Raw genomic sequence first — 18,285 nt, forward strand, 5'->3', positions numbered from 1 at the left:
TAACTGATTCATGCCCGATCCCTATTCCCTATCACTCTACAAGTCGAACAAACTTATTTTTTCCTAGTTGTAAAACTCGTCCGTACAATTGACTTGCGGCTTCAAAAGTAGTGTCCACATCGGTAATGCGATCGCCATCTAGTCTCACGCCACCTTCTTGAATTTTCCGTTTTCCTTCTCCACCGCTTTTGCATAAGCCAGTAACATTGAGAATTAGCGATAATTTTGCCGGAAATTCTACTTTGGATAGAGAAAATTCGGGTAGATCTCCTGCTTCAATGTTATTGACGGTGTCTTGTCCGTGATACTGCCGGACTATTTCTTGCGCGAGGAGTTTTTGGCGATCGCGTGGGTTTTCTGGTAGTGTATCTAGAGGTAAATCCGTCAACAATTCAAAATAATCTTCTAGCAGGTGGTCTGGAACACCCTGTAATTTTTGATACTTTTGGCTCGGATGTTCTCGTAAACCTACGTAATTTCCCAAAGACTTAGACATTTTTTGCTCGCCATCTGTGCCAATTAAAAGCGGGAGTAGCAAACCAAATTGGGGTTTTTGTCCAAAATGACGTTGTAAATCTCTTCCAACTGCTATGTTAAATTTCTGGTCAGTACCACCCAACTCCACATCAGCCTCGATAGCCACAGAATCAAAACCCTGCATCAACGGATAAAGGAACTCATGTAGAAAAATCGGATTCTCTTTCTTATAACGTTCAGCAAATCCTTCTTTTGCTAGCATTTGTCCCACAGTCATGGTTGAGAGTAACTCTAAAATTTTTCCTAAATCCAGCTTGGAAAGCCATTGCGAGTTATATCGCACCTCTAATCTTCCAGGTGTGTCAAAATCTAGTATGGGTCGTACTTGTTCAAGATAGGTCTGAGCGTTTGCCTCGACCTCTTGTTGTGTAAGTTGGCGACGTACATCTGATTTCCCCGTAGGATCGCCAATCCGTGCCGTAAAATCACCAATGATCAACACTGCTGTATGACCAGCATCTTGAAAAGCTCGCAGTTTCCTTACTGGTATGCTATGACCAAGATGAATATCAGCGCCTGTCGGGTCAATACCCAACTTTATCCGCAAGGGTCGGTCGGTTGTGGTCAAGCGTTTTTCTAAACTTTCAGATTCAGTATCCGAATCGGCTGGTTGGGGGAAAATTTCGACAATGCCACGACGTAACCAAGAAAAGTTCTGCACCATACTATTAGGATCTTGACTGTTCTCTATACTTTGCAATATGGAAGTTAGGTAGGTTATAGTCACTAGCAATGCTTCCGTTGTTTATATCTGCCAAACTAATATAATTGCAAAAAATTAACCGTCTTGCTGCGCCAAAGAAATTATAGTTATATTTACAAGTGAGGAAGTGAGAACGCCGTGTCGTCTAGGACTTTTGAAGATAAGCAATCCCAAGGTAGCCCTTCATCTGGCGTTGAGTTTTTGAAAGGAGTAGGTCAGGTAGCTGGCGGTACTCTACTATCAATTACCATGCTAGCGAGTTCCATTGTCGCGGGAGGATTAGTAGGTTTAGCCATTAGTTTCCGCAACTTGCCTGATGTAAGACAGCTACGTAATTTTTTCCCTTCAGAAACTACCTATATTTATGACATCAAGGGTAAGTTATTAACAAGTATCCACGGTGAAGCCAACCGAGAAGTTGTACCGCTAGATAAAATTTCACCACACCTAAAACGTGCAGTACTAGCAAGCGAGGACGCTGATTTTAACTCTCACCACGGCATTAACCCTAAAGGTGTGGGACGTGCTGTAGTAACCAACTGGGTAGCTGGTGGAGTGCGTGAAGGTGGTTCTACCATTACCATGCAGTTGGTGAAAAATCTGTTTTTGTCCCAGAAACGTCAATTTACCCGTAAAATAGCCGAGGCAGTATTAGCGATTCGTCTCGAACAAATACTTACAAAAGATCAAGTTTTGGAAATGTACCTCAATCAAGTATATTGGGGTCACAATAACTACGGTGTACAAACAGCAGCACGTAGCTATTTTAATAAGTCGGCGGAGTATTTAACCTTAGGTGAGTCGGCAATGATGGCGGGTTTGATCCAAGCACCAGAGGAATATAGCCCGTTTGTCAGTATGCAAAAAGCTAAATATCAGCAGAAGGAAGTTTTAGGACGAATGCTGACTTTGGGCTGGATTAACCAAAAAGAATACGATGACGCTTTAAAAGAAAAAATTAAACTAGGCAAAATTAGGTCATTTCAAGGTAGCGCCTTACCTTATGTTACCAACGCTGTATCTCAAGAACTGGCAAGGAAATTTGGTCGTGAAGCCTTGTTAAAAGGTGGAATGCGCGTACAAACCACAGTAGATGCCAAATTTCAAGAAATGGCAGAAGAAACTGTCAGTAAATGGCATAAAAGACTAAGCAGTCAAGGGTTAAATAAAAATCAAATGGCTTTGGTGGCTATCGATCCCCGCACCCATTACGTGAAAGCATTAGTGGGTGGTGTAGACTCCAAAACTAGTGAATTTAACCGTGCAATCCAAGCTTATAGGCAACCAGGATCTGCTTTTAAACCTTTCGTTTACTATGCCGCTTTTGCTACTGGAAAATTTACGCCTGATACGGTTGTTTATGATACTCCTGTGAGTTATAGGGATGGTAGTGGTTGGTATAGTCCACGCAACTACGATGGCGGTTATAGTGGGGCAATGTCTATTCGTACTGCTTTGAAGCTGTCTCGTAACGTCCCAGTTATCAAAGTTGGCAAAGCTATAGGCATGAACAAAGTTGTTGAGACATGCCGTACCTTAGGAATTATGAGTCCCATGGAACCAGTGACTTCTTTACCACTTGGTGCGATTGGGGTGACACCGATGGAAATGGCAGGTGCTTATGCTACTTTTGCCAATTATGGCTGGCAATCACCAACAACAGTGATTGTCCGTGTGACCGATAGTAGCGGTAATGTGTTGTTAGATAACACTCCTAAGCCTCAGCTAGTTCTAGAACCCTGGGCCGCAGCAGCAGTAGTCAATGTGATGCAATCAGTAATTACTGATGGTACTGGAAAAAATGCAGCTATTGGCCGCCCTGCGGCTGGTAAGACGGGAACTACTTCTTCCGAAAAAGATATTTGGTTTGTCGGAACTGTACCCCAATTGACAACTGCTGTCTGGGTGGGTAGAGACGATAATAGACAATTGGCTACTGGTGCTACAGGAGGCTCTATGGTAGCTCCTGTCTGGCGTGATTTCATGCTTAAGGCACTTAAGGACACACCTGTAGAGTACTTTAAGCCACCTTCTAAGTTCCCTCGTCCCAAAAAGTAAGGAGTTAGGAGTTAGGAGTTAGGAGTTAGGAGTTAGGAACTGGAGATTAGGGATAAATTTATTAAAAATTTAGAAATTAAAATTTTTGTTTTGAATTTTCTAACCTGTAGCCCCTATTCTCTATTTCTGTTTTTCTAGTTCCGCTTTCATTCTTTCTAGGGTAATGTTCATCTGATCGAACATTTGTTGTGGTGTGACGCCAAACTGACTGAGCTGAGTTTTCAGCTGCTGAATAGTCATTTGCGCCATAAAATCTTCTGACAACTCAAATCGCTTCATAAAGACGCGATAACGCTCCATCATCGCTTCCATTTGCTCAATAAACAGCTTTTTACCCTCGCGGTCAAACTTGCCGTAATTGTTGCCAAGTTTGATTAGCGCTTGATAATCTTCAAACAGCTGCTTTGCTTCTTGCTGAACTATCTCAGAGTCAAAGAATCCCATGTTGCTTCTATATCTTAATAAGTACTGATGATCAGTACCTCACTTTGTCTTAAAATTTTGCCTCTAGGTTTATTTTAGTCTTTAGTCTAAGAAACTAAGCTAGAAAATAAACTTCGGTTAAATAACAGTATTTACCGAAATATCAACACTTGACGATTTAGTTAGTGGTTGGTCATTTGTCATTTGTCATTTGTCATTGAGCATTGGGAAAAGACGGGGTGACGCCCAGAGCGGGAGACACGGTGAATAAATCAAAATTTTTCTCCACCTCCCCGTCTTTCCCTTCCGTGTTCTCCTTGTCTTTGATCCCCTATCCTTTAGCTTCAATACAATAAAAAATATGGTGGTGGTTAGTTGGATGAGGAGAACCAAAGATGTTGACTAAGCGAAAAAGCCGGAGTGTTGCTGCTATTTTAGCGTTTGCTGGCACATTAACAATTTCTGGTTTACATAAATTTTATTTAGGACAGCCGTTGTGGGGTCTATTGTATGTGCTGCTGTCGTGGACGCCAATTCCCAAGGTAGCAAGTGCGATTGAAGGAGTATGGTATTTAGCTCAAGACGAAGAAGCTTTTGATCAGAATTTTAATGAAGGTAAGTCAGTAGTTCGTTCTGTACGCTCACAAGCCAATCAAGTCGGAGCGATCGCAGATGCTTTGCGTGATTTAGATGCTTTGCGTCAAGATGGATTGATTTCTGAATATGAATTTGAACAAAAACGCCGTCATTTGCTTGATCAAATTTCTTGATTTGTTGCTTGATGGTTGTTTGTTGTTGGTTGTTAGCATTAACCACTAACTTAAAAAGTGAGATGAACTCAAATAGGCTGCCATTTCCACTCAACCCTAGATTGCAAAAACTGCGTTCAAAATTACTAAATGACCCTTACTACCGATTACAATCAACAGAAGAAATCGCGATCGCTGTATCTTTAGGTATACGCATAGACGCCAATCAAGCAACTGTGGATGATTGGTTGCGCTTACCTGGTTTATCTATTCATCAGGCGCGATCGCTTGTAGAACTATCCGATAGTGGTGTCAAATTTTACTGTATTGAAGATATAGCGGCTGCTTTGAGTATATCGTTACAGCGACTCAAGTCTTTAGAGATAATTTTAGATTTTAGTTATTATGATGACGACTCTGTAAACAATATTACTTATAAAATTAATCCTAATACAGCAACAGTTGAGAGTTTAGTAAAAATACCATTTATAGAACTATCCATCGCTCAAGCAGTGATTGAAAATCGCCAATCAGCTGGGCCTTATCGTGACTTGGTAGATTTCCAACGACGCTTGAATCTCTCCGGTGATATCCTTGCCCAGCTGATGTATTATCTCAGGTTCTAGATCAGGACGAGCCATCAGGGAGCCGGGAGCGGGGATCAGGAGGAAAAGGGGGACAACTAATCAGTTATCAGTGTCAGTTATCAAATTAAACTGATCACTGTTAGAGGATGTTTGAAAAGTCATGATTGATGTATCAAATATTTTTTACCCCACCTTAACCCTCCCCTTTACAAGGCTACGGTGTACACACAAGTCAAAATTTTTCATGTTGAAACTGTATCCCGCCTAGAACTAAAGTTCCAGGCTCATAGCGAAAGTCCACTCAAGTGGACTGGAACAAACTTTTTTTTGAGTCCTCTTCAGAGGACTTGCGCTACGAGACTCGGAATAAATTCCGAGGCGGTACTGCTCCTCGATCCCTAATCCCCTTAAACTAATCCAATGCGATCAAAGGGCCAAAAACGAAAAACTGCCCGACCAATAATATTTTGTCTGGGCAAAAAGCCCCAGTAACGGGAGTCATTACTATCATTACGATTATCTCCCATGACAAAAAATTCATTCTCTGGGACTCGCACTTGTGTAAATGGCTGGATTGGTGGTTCGGCAATATAATCTTCTTGTAGGGGTTTTCCATTAATGTAAACCTTGCCACCAGTAACTGCCACTGTTTGACCTGGTTCACCGATTACACGCTTAATGAAAGCTTGGTCTTTTGGGTATCCTCTTTGTTGTAGTTTTTCGGGAGGCTGAAAAACAATAATGTCGCCCAAGTGTGGAGGGTGAAAAGAGTAAGAAATTTTTTCTACCACTAAGCGATCGCCTGTATGTAGAGTAGGCACCATTGAATCTGAGGGAATGTAGCGAGGTTCAGCAATAAAAGTCCTGATCAAAAATGCCAAAACTAAGGCTATAGCAATCAAACCCAAATTTTCCCGCACACTGCGCCATACTCCTGACGACGTAGAAGCGTCTTGTGTATTACTTTTTTGAGGGGTCATAGAAGTTAACTATTTGGTTCCAAAATTAGACGAACACTCTACTTATCTTGACGCTAAATATATCTTTTATTGACAATCGTGCGGGTACTCTATCTGGAAAATGGGGAAAAAGAAGGGAGACAAGGGAGAAACAATCAATTAAATATGAAAAGAATATTAGAACCAGAAGTTATGGATAGCGTCGAAGAAGCTATTGAGTATGATGCAATGGACTTTACTGAGGTAAATGGTGCTTTTGCTCAAGAAGCGATCGCTTTGGGATCATCAGAACAAGCTGTGGTTTTGGATGCTGGTACTGGTACGGCTCGAATTCCGATTTTAATCTGTCAAATGCGACCTAATTGGCAAGTTGTTGCCATTGACTTAGCTGCAACTATGCTACAAATTGCTTCTTCTCATGTTCACGAAGCTGGTTTGCAAGACCAAATTCGTTTGGAATTGGTAGATGTTAAACGTATGCCTTACAAAGATGAACAGTTTGATATAGTTGTATCAAATAGTCTTGTTCACCATTTACCCGATCCTTTATCTTTGTTCCGAGAACTCAAGCGTGTATTAAAACCCAACGGTGGCATTTTTATTCGTGATTTATTTCGACCGTATGATGAAGTAACAACAGATGCTTTAGTTGGCAGTATTGGTGCTGAATACAATGAACATCAAAAAAAATTATTTCGTGATTCTCTGCACGCTGCTTTAACTATAGAGGAAGTGAAAGATTTACTTTCTGAGGTGGGTTTGCAAGCAGTGGAGGTTTATCAATCAAGCGATCGCCACTGGACAGCGCAGAGGCGTGGTCATTGGTAAGATTTACCAATGACCAATAACTAATTACAAATGATGACTCTGGCTAGTTAACTTGAATTGTGCTAACCTGACCTAGTTAGTGAATTCTTTGGCTTCATAGTAACGACATCCTTCACACGGTCCACTAGGATTTACGGCACAGCGTAAATAGCCAGAACGAGCATTATACCGACAGCTGACGTCACCAATAAGATAACCTACTCCTTCTAGGTAGTAGCGATCGCTTACATCTGGTCTAATGTCTATTGATATTGGTTCTCTGGGAAAATTTCTCGCCGCGCGTCTAAGGTGCGATCGCATCCTCGCCTGGGTTTTACGCATTAACCACAGGGAAAGTAGCGATGGTAAGAAACCAATGGCAATCACCAAAAGTATTCTAAACACCTTTTTTACACCTCTTGTGTGCGCTTTTCTTCTCTAGTGTTACATATTCGTAGGTAGTTCAAACTCGCCCGCGATTTCAATCGCAGTCTCATAGCATTGTCCCCAAAAAAACAGGTACCGCGTTGAACCAATTGATTGATCTGTGGGACTTAGAGATATTTCAACAGAAGCCTATCTGTTTTTTCTACGCTTAGAGGATGTTTGAAAAGTATTGGGCGAATATAGTTCGCTACTACACAAGCACGACGCGTAGCGGCTTCCTGAAAGGAAGTCTGCCTGCGCGGACTAATGGAAAATTAAGGGTTTTAACCCAAGCGCGGTATATTGAATCATTATCGTCTCAAGCTGACCGCAGACATAGAAATTTTGATCGTCAATTTTGGTGATTATTTTCAAACATTTTATACTAATTGATACTTATAATTAAGCTACTGTAGCAAGTTTTAATTTTATTTTTTCCCATTCCCTTCCCCTTTGCCATTTGTCATTTTATCATCTACATTGTAGTGTTTTCGCCAGTGTTTTAGTTTATCAATCGACACTGATTTCGTTATGACATTCACGTCATTTCCTCTCCAATCAATTTCTAGATCTGTTGTAAAAACACCACAATCTAATTCTTTCAATTTTATATTCCAGTACTCACTGAATCTATTTTTCAAAGTAATAACCTGTTCAAATACTTTGTTTCTATGTTTATTTCTTCTTTTTCTTTCGGTTGCTCCTGTTGCTTCCGTATCAATAAATTTTGTCTCAATTAAAAACAATTTATTTTCATAAGTAAGGTAGACAAAATCACACTTTCCTAAATCTGTATGGTCGGCAATTGGAGACTTTTCAAATAACAGCAATTCAGCGCAGATCGGAAATAATTCGTTGATATTTAAAAATAAATATGCTTGCAATAAGAGTTCCTTATCATAAGGAAATCCAACAACTCCCTCAAAAAATTTTTTAATTTCTTCTTGAGATTGGGGTTGAATTTTTTTGCAATATCCAACAAAATAATCTATCGCATTTGCCGTTACCAAGTATTTGCTCCTTACCCTGGTTGCTGCATTTATTCTCATGGCATCAAAAGATACCATTTTTTCCAGGAAAGCATCATCCGCAGAAGCAACTAAAAAAACATAATTTATCCCTAATATCTACGGTTTTATACTTAATAAGTTAAATGAGTATATAGTTTTCAATTCTTTACATACAAAAATGTGTTAACAGAAAATAGTGTTATTTGAAAAACATAGATGTATTATTTTGACCAAAAAATCTATGTATTAGTAAGTAATTGTGCGCGAGCAGAGAATCGAGCATTTTGTAAAGCCAAAACAGCACTTCGAGAATCCTGTACCCAAAATTGACGTCCGAAACGGACGAGATGGCGGGAATTTTCAGCTTGAACAATTCCAATCACTGGTACTTTGGCTTTTTCTTTATCCCCAGACTGTTCTTGCAGAATTGTTCGTAAACGATGTTGTTCTTCAATGGTAGCTGCTTGTTGGATATTTAATTCTACCATGACCATTTGTACTGTTTCTACTGCTTCTGCATCTTCAACAATAAATTGAGTTTGGTCATCTCGTCGGTCTACTTTACCCCAGATTATTAATCTGGAATCAATTTGCAGAAGTGAATTAATGCGTTCATAGGTTTTAGGAAATGCTATTGCTTCTGATTGAGAAGTTAAATCTTCTATTTGCAATATTGCCATTGGATCACCTTTTTTTGTGATGACTTTTTTGACGTTATTGAGCATTACTACTGCACATAAAATTGATTCTTCTTTTTGTTCACCTAACCCCGAAAGATTAATTGGTGCGAGGACTCGCGCTGAACTGCGTACGGATTTAAGTGGATGATCTGATACGTAAAAGCCTAATAATTCTTTTTCTTTGCGTAACTTTTCTTGAGGAGGTAAATCAGGAACAGGTTTAGCTTTGGGAGCGCTATCAAAACTATTTTGGATATTATTTTTATTAGTATTGCTAGCAAATCCACCGCCTAAAAAATCGAATAGATTACCTTGACCTGTGGCTCTATCTTTGGCGCGGGATTGGGCCCAGTCGTAAACTAAAGGCAAATCATGAAGTAATTGATTACGATTGGAGTCAATTTTGTCAAAAGCTCCACAATAAATTAGTGATTCTAAAGTGCGACGGTTCACAGTACCCAAATCAACGCGATCGCAAAAATCAGATAAAGACTTAAACTCATCTTTGGATTCTCTCGCTTCCAAAATAGCAGCGATCGCATTTTGTCCAACATTTCGCACTGCCGACAATCCAAACAAAACTTTCCCGTCCAAAGGGGTAAAATCGATCCCAGAACGATTAATATCGGGTGGATCAATCTGAATACCCATATTTGTGCAGGTAGCAATATATTTCTGCACCTTATCTGTATCGTCACTGTTAGCTGTTAACAGTGCTGCCATATACTCTAAAGGATAATTCGCCTTTAAATACGCAGTTTGATAAGTTACATATCCGTAAGCTGTAGAGTGGGATTTATTGAAACAATTGGAAGCCACCAAACCATTTTTAATCACAAAATTATGGTTTTGCTCTACTCCAATGTCATATACGTTTTGTATACCTAAAAATTTACGTGTTACAATTTTAACCATTGCTCTTTAATAGATTTAAGTCGTAATTTGTCATTTGTTATTTGTCATACTCTACTCTACGAGAAGCCGAAGAAGGCGCGTCTACGTCCTTGGTTAAGGGTTTGGTGTATGTTTACTTTTCGTAATTCCCTTTATGTTTATTCCCGCCGACTTACTTAGTGTGAAATACATATTAATCTAATTTAAGAATATAAGGCCATAGCGAACCCCGTTCCCCGTTCCCTGCTCCCTGCTCCCTGCTCCCCAATCCCCGTACTCTATGAGAAGCCGCTTACGCGTCTACGCGTAGCGTCTCCTCTGGAGAATCCCCGATCCCTTGATCAGAAATTGTCAAACTGTACTAAAATCAATGACTTGAGTCACTAAGGAAGCAATCATGGCATCCATCCGCGAGTTGCACAAACAGCTAGTTAAAAAAGAACGTTCTGCCGTAGAAATTACTCAAGAAGCTTTAGACCGCATTCAAACACTAGAGCCAAAATTACACAGTTTTTTGTGTATAACTGTCGAACGGGCCTTGGAACAAGCGCGGGCGGTGGATGCTAAAATCGCCGCAGGCGAAGAAATTGGGTTATTGGCAGGTGTTCCCATCGGCATTAAAGACAACATATGTACAAAGGGAATTACCACTACTTGTGCTTCCCGGATTTTAGAAAACTTTGTGCCGCCCTATGAGGCAACGGTAACACAAAAGTTGGCAGCAACTGGTGCTGTAATGGTGGGTAAAACCAATTTGGATGAGTTTGCTATGGGTGGTTCCACAGAAACTTCAGCCTATGGTTTGACTGCTAATCCTTGGGATTTATCGAGAGTTCCGGGTGGTTCATCTGGTGGTTCGGCGGCGGCAGTAGCAGCAGGAGAATGTACTGTTTCTCTGGGTTCTGATACTGGAGGTTCGATTCGTCAACCTGCTTCTTTCTGTGGTGTGGTGGGGATCAAACCGACTTATGGACTAGTTTCACGTTATGGTTTAGTCGCGTTTGCTTCATCTTTGGATCAAATTGGTCCTTTTGGTCGTTCTGTGGAAGATGCAGCAACATTGTTACAAGCGATCGCAGGTTACGATCCAAAAGATTCTACTAGCTTAAAAGTTCCTATTCCCGACTACAGCGCAAGTTTAAAGCCAGACCTTAAACCGAGAGGACAACTCAGAATTGGCGTGATCAAAGAAACCTTTGGTCAAGGTCTAGATTCACAAGTTGAAGAGGCTATCACCATAGCACTTGCTCAACTGCAAAATCTGGGTGCAGAAATTCATATTGTTTCCTGTCCTCGCTTCCGTTATGGTTTACCTAGCTACTACATTATTGCTCCTTCCGAAGCTTCAGCGAATTTGGCTCGTTACGATGGCGTCAAGTACGGTTTCCGTGCTGATGAAGCGGAAAACTTGATCGATATGTACACTCGTACTCGTGCAAGTGGTTTCGGTACAGAAGTCAAACGCCGGATTATGTTGGGAACCTACGCTCTTTCAGCAGGATACTATGATGCCTATTATTTGAAAGCACAAAAGGTACGCACCCTAATTAAGGAAGACTTTGAAAGAGCTTTTGAACAAGTTGACGTTTTAGCTTGTCCTACAGCTCCTAGCACAGCATTCAAAGCAGGAGAAAAAACTGCTGATCCTCTAAGTATGTACTTAGTTGATTTGATGACTATTCCCGTAAATTTAGCAGGTCTACCAGGTATAAGTGTACCTTGTGGTTTTGATGACAGTGGACTACCGATTGGTTTACAGTTAATTGGTAAGCCTTTACGAGAAGACCAACTGTTTCAAGTAGCTTACGCTTATGAACAATCTACTCAGTGGCATTTGCGTATGCCACAAGTATAGTTATTTGTCAATGGTCAATAGTCAAAAACTGTTGACCGATATTTATTTGATGCTATAAGTCCCCAAATTTTATAACTGAAGTCAATTCCAAAATCCAAAATCGAATGAATCTGGACTATTGACTATTGACAGTTTCAGGAGTAAAAGTTACTGTCTTGATCTTTCCTATATCTCCAAGGGGTTTTTGTTCACTTTTATTAGCAGAAACCAATACAGCACCTGCATTTCCAGAGCGTACAGTCAATTGCTTGTTTGCTGTCCAAGTTTTTCGCTCTCCCTTCTTTAAAGTCCCCACAAACATAGTTTTACCATCTGCTTTGACTCGTACCCATGATTCCCCTTGCAATTCCAGTGTCACTTCAACTGGAGATGCTGCTAGGGTGGAAGGAGATGTTTCTGATAAGGGAGTTGTAGTTGTTGTTGGTGTGGTAAATGGGGATAATGTTGGTGACGCAGCTAGGGATGCTTCTGGTGATTGAGTTGTAGCTGCTGGGGTAGTAAATGGAGATAATGTTGGTGAGGCAGCTACAGTTGTAGATAATGTTGTTTGTGGGGAAGCTTTGGATTTTTGATCCTGAGCAACAGAATCGGCTGGAGCTTTGGGATTAAGACGAAAAAACAATATAAAAGAAGCAACTGTTAATAATACTACATAAGGAACAGCAAGAGGGATATGTATACTTGGGCTTTTCTGCGCTTTCTTATCATCATTACCAGCATCGAGAAGAAAAAAGTTAATTGCAAAGTTTTTGGCTAATGCTACACCATCAAGTCCTAATGCGTCACCGTAGCGTCGGATAAACCCTTGTACAAAAATTGGCTCTGGTAAGTCTTCATATCGACCTTCTTCCAATGCTTCTAGAAACGCTTGTCTGATCAGGGTTTGAGCAGTTATTTGTTCTATACGCACGGATTTCTCTTGGCGTATCTGTCGTAAATATGCTCCAATTTCCTTGAGTTGCTCTTGTTGAGCCTCATTAAAGGACGTCACTGTCATCTCCCAAAATCTACTGAATAATCTACTATTCTTTATTTATTAAACTTTTAAATCATAATTTTTTGATAAACAATGTTAATTGGCAAATACTAAATTTACAAGCTTTTGCGATTATATTGTATACATAAATACTGGCATTTAACAGATTAAGCTGCAACATAAAATACAATTGTTCACCAATATCTTATTTTGGCTTGGAATCCTTACAGTACTCACCTACTGTGCTGTATGTATACTTCTTTTTTTGCGACAAACACGGTTTATCTTTTTTCCGTCTTCTACCATTGAAACAACGCCAAGGTTTTTAAATTTACCTTACGAAGAAATTTGGCTACCTATACAAATTCAATTGCATCAGTTGGAATATATTCATGGTTGGTGGTTGAGAGCAAATCAATCGAATGGGAAAGTTCTACTCTATCTACATGGTAATGGTATAAATATTGGCGCAAATATTACCAATGCTAGTAGATTTTATCAACTAGGGTTTTCGGTATTATTAATTGACTATCGAGGATATGGTAACAGTCGAGGTCGTTTTCCCAATGAAAAGCGAGTGTATGAAGATGCAGCGATCGCTTGGAATTATTTAGTACATCAGCGCAGGATTACACCCAGTCAAATTTTTATCTATGGTCATTCTTTGGGAGGCGCGTAGCCGTGAGGCTTGTCGTCAGACATCGCTATTGATTTAGCTATTAAACAGCCAGATGCAGGTGGATTGATTGTAGAAAGCTCTTTTACCTCAATTCGCCAAGTAGTTACTTACCGGAACATTTTTCGGATGTTTCCTGTCAATTTGATATTGACACAGCGATTTGAATCAATTCAAAAAGTACCTCGGTTAAAAATGCCTATTTTATTCATTCATGGTATCAGTGATATCACTATCCCTGCTTTCATGAGTGAAAAATTATATGCTGCTGCTCCTGAACCGAAAAGATTGTTTCTGGTTTCTGGTGCTGGACATAATAACGTAGCAGAAGTAGCTCCTGCTGAGTATTTGCAAGCAGTGCTTCAGTTATGCAACCAGCTTTATCAAGGAGACGAGCAAACAAATAAAAATTAAATAACGTTTTTAATTAAAAGTATTCTTTTTAATAAGAAGTTAAACAAATACTTATGTATAAAAAATTAAATATATGCTGTTGTAAATACTAAGGAATTTACTTGTGATTAATTTTAACTTTAGTAATAAATTTATACTTAACAATCCGGATATGTGAACATAATTTTAGAAGAAATGACACAGGTATAACTTTTTTGCTTTGATTAATAAAGAGACTTATAGTAATGGTTACTACACCTGTGTACTTTTCACAAATATTAGAGAATCCCACTATTGAAATTTCTCAAGATGAATTGCGATCGCTGTTAGGAGAAATAGAAGCAGAACTGCATAATTCTCTAGTTTACCGTCGTGCTTTAGCTACTATACAAAAACTACTTGGTGACTCTGCTGACGAAGGCAAAATATTGATCAAAGCTGTGGCTAGAGAAGCGATTGATTTAGCATTTCAACAATTAGTTCAAAAGTATCAACGAGTTGAAAAATCTCTAGAAAAGTCAACAAATAATCAACCACAAGCAGAGAGTATTGATTTCACACAAAAAACCCAACACGATAATTACAATAACTTATCAGAGTGTTTGACAAACGTAAAATTTCATACTATTGAAATCAAAGAAAATACTCAATTAGGAAATTTACCATCTCCGCAGCAATTAGTAGCAAATATAGCCAACAACGAAAATATTACGGCAGTCAAACCATCTTTAGAGTCACTCAAAAACAAAACAGTCTCCCAAACAGAAGTCACAACACAAACCACAGAACAACAACGTACAGAAAGTCTGCGTCAAATAGGGGAACAACTGCGCCAAGCTCGTGAGTCCAAAGGTCTGTCTCTTGAACAACTCTGCGTTTATACTTACATCTCACCTCATCAAATGGAAGCTATAGAAAATGGGAACTGGGAGTTATTACCAGAAGATGTGTTTGTACGTGGTTTTATCCGTACAATGGCAAATGTTTTAGGACTCAATGGGACAACTTTAATCACTTCCTTACCAGCACCAGAAACAACAAAATCCGTTTTACCCTCTTGGGGTGAGTCTAAAAAAACTTCTAAACCACTAGGCTTGGAAATTCGCCCCATGCATTTATATTTAGGCTACACTGCTCTTGTCGCTGGTGCTGTAAGCGGATTATCGTATATTTCACAACAAGGAGAAACTAGCAGATTTGTGAATCAAAATGCAGTTACTCCTGCTCCTAACTCTTCTTCCGTTTCAGGCTCATTCAAGCATAATGAGTCTAAGATTATACCGGGAATCAAGTCTAGCGATGCTGGTGTGACTGTTGGACCAGATATTTCACCACCAGAAGCGTTGTAGGAGGATTGGGATTGGGGATTGGGGGTAGGGTGTAAACAGCCTAGATTGAAGGAACAAGGGGGACAAGGGAGAAATTTCTCTCGATCCCCAATCCCCAATCCCTAATCCCCAAAATATATTACTCTACTCTTCTTGTGCCAAGATGGTGTAGATTTCGCGTTTGGCTCGACTGAGTATTTCACGTACTCTATTTATATGATCTGCATTGCCACTGCGAGCAACTTGCATTACTAATCCACCTAAATCAGCGATCGCATTTCCCAATTCCATCCACTGCTGGGGTTTGTTTTTTCTAGTCATCCAGTCTTGAGGATCACCCCGTTCGGCTAATAATTGTCTACCAGTTTCTGTAATTGTGTATACTTTCTTACCTTCTACTTGCTCAGAAATGAGATAGCCTCCTTCTTCAAGTAGCTGGAGTGTGGGATAAACGGAACCTGGGCTAGGTTTCCAAAAACCACCATAACGTGCTTCTAATTCTTTGATCAAGTCATATCCATGTCGTGGTTGTTCTGCTAGCAGGGATAGAAGAATGTATTTTATATCACCGCGAGGTGTGCGTTGCTCATCTTTCCAATCCCACTTTGAGGATCGGTGATGTCTATGTCTACCTTTGCGGGGTCTATCGTCACATCCTGATTCAAAAAAATCAGGATGCATAGGAACACTCAAAAACCTACCCATAAAATGAGGATGTCTAGGAAGACCTAAAAACATAATTTTTCTCTTGCATACTTCTATTTCGATTATAGATACATCACGATATATCGTTAATAAAAGTTAACAAAAAGAATCCCCCATTACATCGGGGGATTCTGACCAAAATAACTAAAAAATAGGAGAAATTAGGGTTTTAAGTGGAATATATGCAAAGCACTTGAAATTAGAGTTAAGAAAATGACAAACCCGATCGCATCCAGCATAGTTGTTACTAATGGTCCACTAACTAATGCTGGATCGAGTTTGAGGCGTTTTAAAACCATTGGTAACAAAGTTCCTAAAGTGACGGCGACAAGGGTATTTATGGCCATTACCGTTCCAGCAATCAATGATACCCAACGTTCTTGAGGAGGCGCCCAAATCAAAGAAAGACAGACCATTGTCAAACCCAAAGCGATGGCTGTACCTAAACCTGCTGTAAGTTCTTTACGCAGAAGTTTTACAGTATCCTTGGGTGTGACTTCTCCCACGCCAAGTCCACGAATTGTCACTGTTAAAGCTTGAATGCCAACAGTACCACCAGTATTAGAAAATAAGGGCATAATTACAGCCAATACTGGCACCATCGAAATAGTAGACTGAAATGGCGCGATCGCACTGGATGCTCCGATATACAACAGCATCACTCCAAATAGCCACGGTAAACGTTTTTTGAGCGTGATCAATGGAGAAGACAAAGTGGCTTCGTCACCACCACTCACCCCAGCTAATTTTTGAATATCCTCTGTGGCTTCTTCTTCAAGAATGTCAATCACGTCATCAATGGTGATGATACCAACTAATCGCTCTTCCCGGTCAACCACGGGTAAAGCGATCAAGTCGTAACGCTGCATGATGCGGGCGACTTCTTCTTGGGGCGTTTCTGTTTTGACTTTGACAACGCGATCGCTAGCGATACTCCCAATCAAAACATCAGGAAAAGTAAACAACAATTGTCGCAGAGAGACAACACTCACTAACTTGCGGTTGTCGTCTGTAACGTAGGCGTAGTAAATTGTTTCTTTGTCTTCGTCTTGGCGACGAATTTTGCTCAAAGCTTCGCCTACAGTCAATCCTTCTCGCAAGCGTACATACTCTGTAGTCATTACCCTGCCAGCAGTGCCTTCAGGATAACCGAGAATTGTTGCTGTTATTTGTCTTTGTTGGGGACTAAGTTCCTGCAATAAGCGTTTAACAACCTTTGCGGGTAACTCATCAAATAATTCTACCCGATCATCGGGACTCATATTTTCGACAATTTGTACAACCTGCACATCATGCAGAGAATTGATTAATTCTTCTTGCACCTCTGGAGGCAGATATTCAAAAACGTCTGTGGCTTGATGTTTGTTAAGTAAACGAAATGCGATCGCCCTTTGTTTTCTGGGTAATTGGGTAATGTACTCTCCCACATCAACCGGTTGTAAACGGTTTAAATCCCATTTGAGCTGGTTCAAGTCAGCAACGTCAATAACAGAATTGCGAACGTCCTGTACAAGCATTTATTTCTAACCTCCCAATTGCCTCCCCCGCGCTGGGAGACAAACTCGCCAGCTTAGAGGAGGATAGTACTACCGTCTTGTGGACTTTGGTCCATAAAATCTCTGGAACTCAACATCGATGACCAATCAAGGCATCGCTCAGTTTAATACTAACCCGGAGTTATTAACCATCCGGTAAACGCTAAAGCGTCAAAGTGGATATTCTGTGATGCTACACACAAGCAACCCACTTAGCTACCCTGATTTTTTAATTACTTTGAGTAGATTCTACTACTGTTAGCAAATGTGTCAAGCTTATCTCAGGATTAATTTTTCAACTTTACGAAGTTAAAATAATTACTACTTTAGAATTAGCGATTATTTCAAGGTACTTTTAAGGCATTCATAGGCAGAAATTCGGCAAACTTAGCTCACACTAATAGTTTGCCTGAGAGCAATTGCTACTGTTATCAGCCGGAAAGTTGGCAATCAACGAAGTTATAAAACTCGTATTTATTCCCTTGAGCAAGTTTCAGATACAACTACCAAACAGTATTTTTGATGATTCTGCTCAATAATTAATTAGCAGATAGCATTTAACTTTAGTGTTGCAGGATAGTCAATATTCAGGAATTTTAAATATAATAACATATCCATAATGATTTTATTTACAGCAAACCCAAATTGTTTGTGAATAACGTCATTTATTATCTTTTATTTAAATTATATGTATACTTTGTGTCCTTGATGGGTTTGTTCAAAATTTTCTGGTTCATAGCCATAGAACGGCTGTATAATAAAAATTTTTAAAAAATTATAATTCTGTTAAATCAGCCATAACAAATAGTTAATGAGTTAACAATTTGATTCAAAATATAGCAACTCTGTATGACTTATAAGAAATGTTTCTGAGGAACAAATCACAAATAAGGAGAGAATAAAAAATACAAATTATTTATTGTTGCTATATAATATTATTCTTAAATCACAGAAAATTTTGGGGTTAGCTGACATAATTAAATA

The 18,285-nt window shown here is 39.7% G+C and carries 17 protein-coding genes; 8 read left to right on the forward strand and 9 right to left on the reverse strand.

Features of this window, described 5'->3' with window-relative positions; genetic code table 11:
* Positions 1-31 precede the first annotated feature (31 nt).
* A complete protein-coding gene (gene tyrS, locus AC5JMK_RS09085; protein WP_096674698.1) occupies positions 32-1,201 on the reverse strand; it encodes a tyrosine--tRNA ligase in 1,170 nt (389 codons plus the stop codon).
* A 177-nt stretch (positions 1,202-1,378) separates the two neighbouring features.
* Between tyrS and AC5JMK_RS09090 the strand changes: the two genes are divergently transcribed.
* Entirely contained in the window at positions 1,379-3,298 is a 1,920-nt protein-coding gene (locus tag AC5JMK_RS09090; protein ID WP_096674696.1) for a transglycosylase domain-containing protein, read from the forward strand.
* 120 nt (positions 3,299-3,418) lie between these two features.
* On the opposite strand, the gene AC5JMK_RS09095 is transcribed toward AC5JMK_RS09090, so the two are convergent.
* Positions 3,419-3,742, reverse strand: coding sequence for a DUF1825 family protein (locus AC5JMK_RS09095; protein ID WP_017311427.1), 324 nt, complete (start codon positions 3,740-3,742; stop codon positions 3,419-3,421).
* A 374-nt stretch (positions 3,743-4,116) separates the two neighbouring features.
* Between AC5JMK_RS09095 and AC5JMK_RS09100 the strand changes: the two genes are divergently transcribed.
* On the forward strand, positions 4,117-4,491 hold the full coding sequence (locus tag AC5JMK_RS09100) for an NINE protein (RefSeq protein ID WP_096674694.1): 375 nt from the start codon (positions 4,117-4,119) through the stop codon (positions 4,489-4,491).
* A 62-nt stretch (positions 4,492-4,553) separates the two neighbouring features.
* A complete protein-coding gene (locus AC5JMK_RS09105; RefSeq protein ID WP_096678774.1) occupies positions 4,554-5,096 on the forward strand; it encodes a ComEA family DNA-binding protein in 543 nt (180 codons plus the stop codon).
* Between the two features lie 368 nt (positions 5,097-5,464).
* On the opposite strand, the gene lepB is transcribed toward AC5JMK_RS09105, so the two are convergent.
* The gene (gene lepB, locus AC5JMK_RS09110) at positions 5,465-6,037 is read right to left on the reverse strand and encodes a signal peptidase I (RefSeq protein ID WP_096674691.1); all 573 of its coding nucleotides are present in this window, start codon (positions 6,035-6,037) and stop codon (positions 5,465-5,467) included.
* A gap of 144 nt (positions 6,038-6,181) precedes the next feature.
* On the opposite strand from lepB, the gene AC5JMK_RS09115 reads away from it, so the two are divergent.
* Positions 6,182-6,844: a class I SAM-dependent methyltransferase gene (locus AC5JMK_RS09115; RefSeq protein WP_495909922.1), complete on the forward strand. Its 663-nt coding sequence runs from the start codon at positions 6,182-6,184 to the stop codon at positions 6,842-6,844.
* A gap of 72 nt (positions 6,845-6,916) precedes the next feature.
* Here AC5JMK_RS09115 and AC5JMK_RS09120 read toward each other — a convergent pair whose 3' ends face one another.
* The 3 genes from AC5JMK_RS09120 to AC5JMK_RS09130 all read right to left on the reverse strand — a co-directional run bounded on the left by AC5JMK_RS09120 (position 6,917) and on the right by AC5JMK_RS09130 (position 9,854).
* Entirely contained in the window at positions 6,917-7,228 is a 312-nt protein-coding gene (locus AC5JMK_RS09120; RefSeq protein WP_096674689.1) for a DUF6464 family protein, read from the reverse strand.
* A gap of 449 nt (positions 7,229-7,677) precedes the next feature.
* A complete protein-coding gene (locus AC5JMK_RS09125; RefSeq protein WP_495909923.1) occupies positions 7,678-8,316 on the reverse strand; it encodes a hypothetical protein in 639 nt (212 codons plus the stop codon).
* A 182-nt stretch (positions 8,317-8,498) separates the two neighbouring features.
* On the reverse strand, positions 8,499-9,854 hold the full coding sequence (locus tag AC5JMK_RS09130; RefSeq protein WP_096674687.1) for a helix-hairpin-helix domain-containing protein: 1,356 nt from the start codon (positions 9,852-9,854) through the stop codon (positions 8,499-8,501).
* 376 nt (positions 9,855-10,230) lie between these two features.
* Between AC5JMK_RS09130 and gatA the strand changes: the two genes are divergently transcribed.
* Positions 10,231-11,688 carry an Asp-tRNA(Asn)/Glu-tRNA(Gln) amidotransferase subunit GatA gene (gatA, locus tag AC5JMK_RS09135; RefSeq protein ID WP_096674685.1) on the forward strand — a complete coding sequence of 486 codons (1,458 nt, stop codon included), beginning with the start codon at positions 10,231-10,233 and terminating at the stop codon, positions 11,686-11,688.
* A gap of 115 nt (positions 11,689-11,803) precedes the next feature.
* On the opposite strand, the gene AC5JMK_RS09140 is transcribed toward gatA, so the two are convergent.
* The gene (locus AC5JMK_RS09140) at positions 11,804-12,685 is read right to left on the reverse strand and encodes a helix-turn-helix domain-containing protein (protein ID WP_495909924.1); all 882 of its coding nucleotides are present in this window, start codon (positions 12,683-12,685) and stop codon (positions 11,804-11,806) included.
* Positions 12,686-12,929: 244 nt separating this feature from the next.
* Here AC5JMK_RS09140 and AC5JMK_RS09145 point away from each other — a divergent pair, with 244 nt between their 5' ends.
* The 3 genes from AC5JMK_RS09145 (at position 12,930) to AC5JMK_RS09155 (ending at position 15,082) form a co-directional block, all read left to right on the forward strand.
* Complete coding sequence (locus tag AC5JMK_RS09145) at positions 12,930-13,343, forward strand: alpha/beta hydrolase (RefSeq protein ID WP_495909925.1); 414 nt, start codon at positions 12,930-12,932, stop codon at positions 13,341-13,343.
* Positions 13,344-13,352: 9 nt separating this feature from the next.
* A complete protein-coding gene (locus AC5JMK_RS09150) occupies positions 13,353-13,754 on the forward strand; it encodes an alpha/beta hydrolase (protein WP_495909926.1) in 402 nt (133 codons plus the stop codon).
* 224 nt (positions 13,755-13,978) lie between these two features.
* A complete protein-coding gene (locus AC5JMK_RS09155; RefSeq protein WP_096674681.1) occupies positions 13,979-15,082 on the forward strand; it encodes a helix-turn-helix domain-containing protein in 1,104 nt (367 codons plus the stop codon).
* Between the two features lie 123 nt (positions 15,083-15,205).
* Here the strand turns inward: AC5JMK_RS09155 and AC5JMK_RS09160 are convergent, their stop codons facing one another.
* Both AC5JMK_RS09160 and mgtE read right to left on the reverse strand, forming a co-directional pair.
* Complete coding sequence (locus AC5JMK_RS09160; protein WP_096674679.1) at positions 15,206-15,799, reverse strand: PadR family transcriptional regulator; 594 nt, start codon at positions 15,797-15,799, stop codon at positions 15,206-15,208.
* Between the two features lie 128 nt (positions 15,800-15,927).
* Entirely contained in the window at positions 15,928-17,283 is a 1,356-nt protein-coding gene (mgtE, locus tag AC5JMK_RS09165) for a magnesium transporter (protein ID WP_096674676.1), read from the reverse strand.
* Between the last annotated feature and the right edge of the window lie 1,002 nt (positions 17,284-18,285).

It is taken from the genome of Pelatocladus sp., assembly GCF_059505505.1.

Coding starts and splice junctions, on each gene's coding strand:
- tyrS (WP_096674698.1), bottom strand. CDS start 1,201: ATGGTGCAGAACTTTTCTTGGTTACGTCGTGGCATTGTCGAAATTTTC.
- AC5JMK_RS09095 (WP_017311427.1), bottom strand. CDS start 3,742: ATGGGATTCTTTGACTCTGAGATAGTTCAGCAAGAAGCAAAGCAGCTG.
- AC5JMK_RS09100 (WP_096674694.1), top strand. CDS start 4,117: ATGTTGACTAAGCGAAAAAGCCGGAGTGTTGCTGCTATTTTAGCGTTT.
- AC5JMK_RS09105 (WP_096678774.1), top strand. CDS start 4,554: ATGAACTCAAATAGGCTGCCATTTCCACTCAACCCTAGATTGCAAAAA.
- lepB (WP_096674691.1), bottom strand. CDS start 6,037: ATGACCCCTCAAAAAAGTAATACACAAGACGCTTCTACGTCGTCAGGA.
- AC5JMK_RS09115 (WP_495909922.1), top strand. CDS start 6,182: ATGAAAAGAATATTAGAACCAGAAGTTATGGATAGCGTCGAAGAAGCT.
- AC5JMK_RS09125 (WP_495909923.1), bottom strand. CDS start 8,316: ATGGTATCTTTTGATGCCATGAGAATAAATGCAGCAACCAGGGTAAGG.
- AC5JMK_RS09130 (WP_096674687.1), bottom strand. CDS start 9,854: ATGGTTAAAATTGTAACACGTAAATTTTTAGGTATACAAAACGTATAT.
- gatA (WP_096674685.1), top strand. CDS start 10,231: ATGGCATCCATCCGCGAGTTGCACAAACAGCTAGTTAAAAAAGAACGT.
- AC5JMK_RS09140 (WP_495909924.1), bottom strand. CDS start 12,685: ATGACAGTGACGTCCTTTAATGAGGCTCAACAAGAGCAACTCAAGGAA.
- AC5JMK_RS09155 (WP_096674681.1), top strand. CDS start 13,979: ATGGTTACTACACCTGTGTACTTTTCACAAATATTAGAGAATCCCACT.
- AC5JMK_RS09160 (WP_096674679.1), bottom strand. CDS start 15,799: ATGTTTTTAGGTCTTCCTAGACATCCTCATTTTATGGGTAGGTTTTTG.
- mgtE (WP_096674676.1), bottom strand. CDS start 17,283: ATGCTTGTACAGGACGTTCGCAATTCTGTTATTGACGTTGCTGACTTG.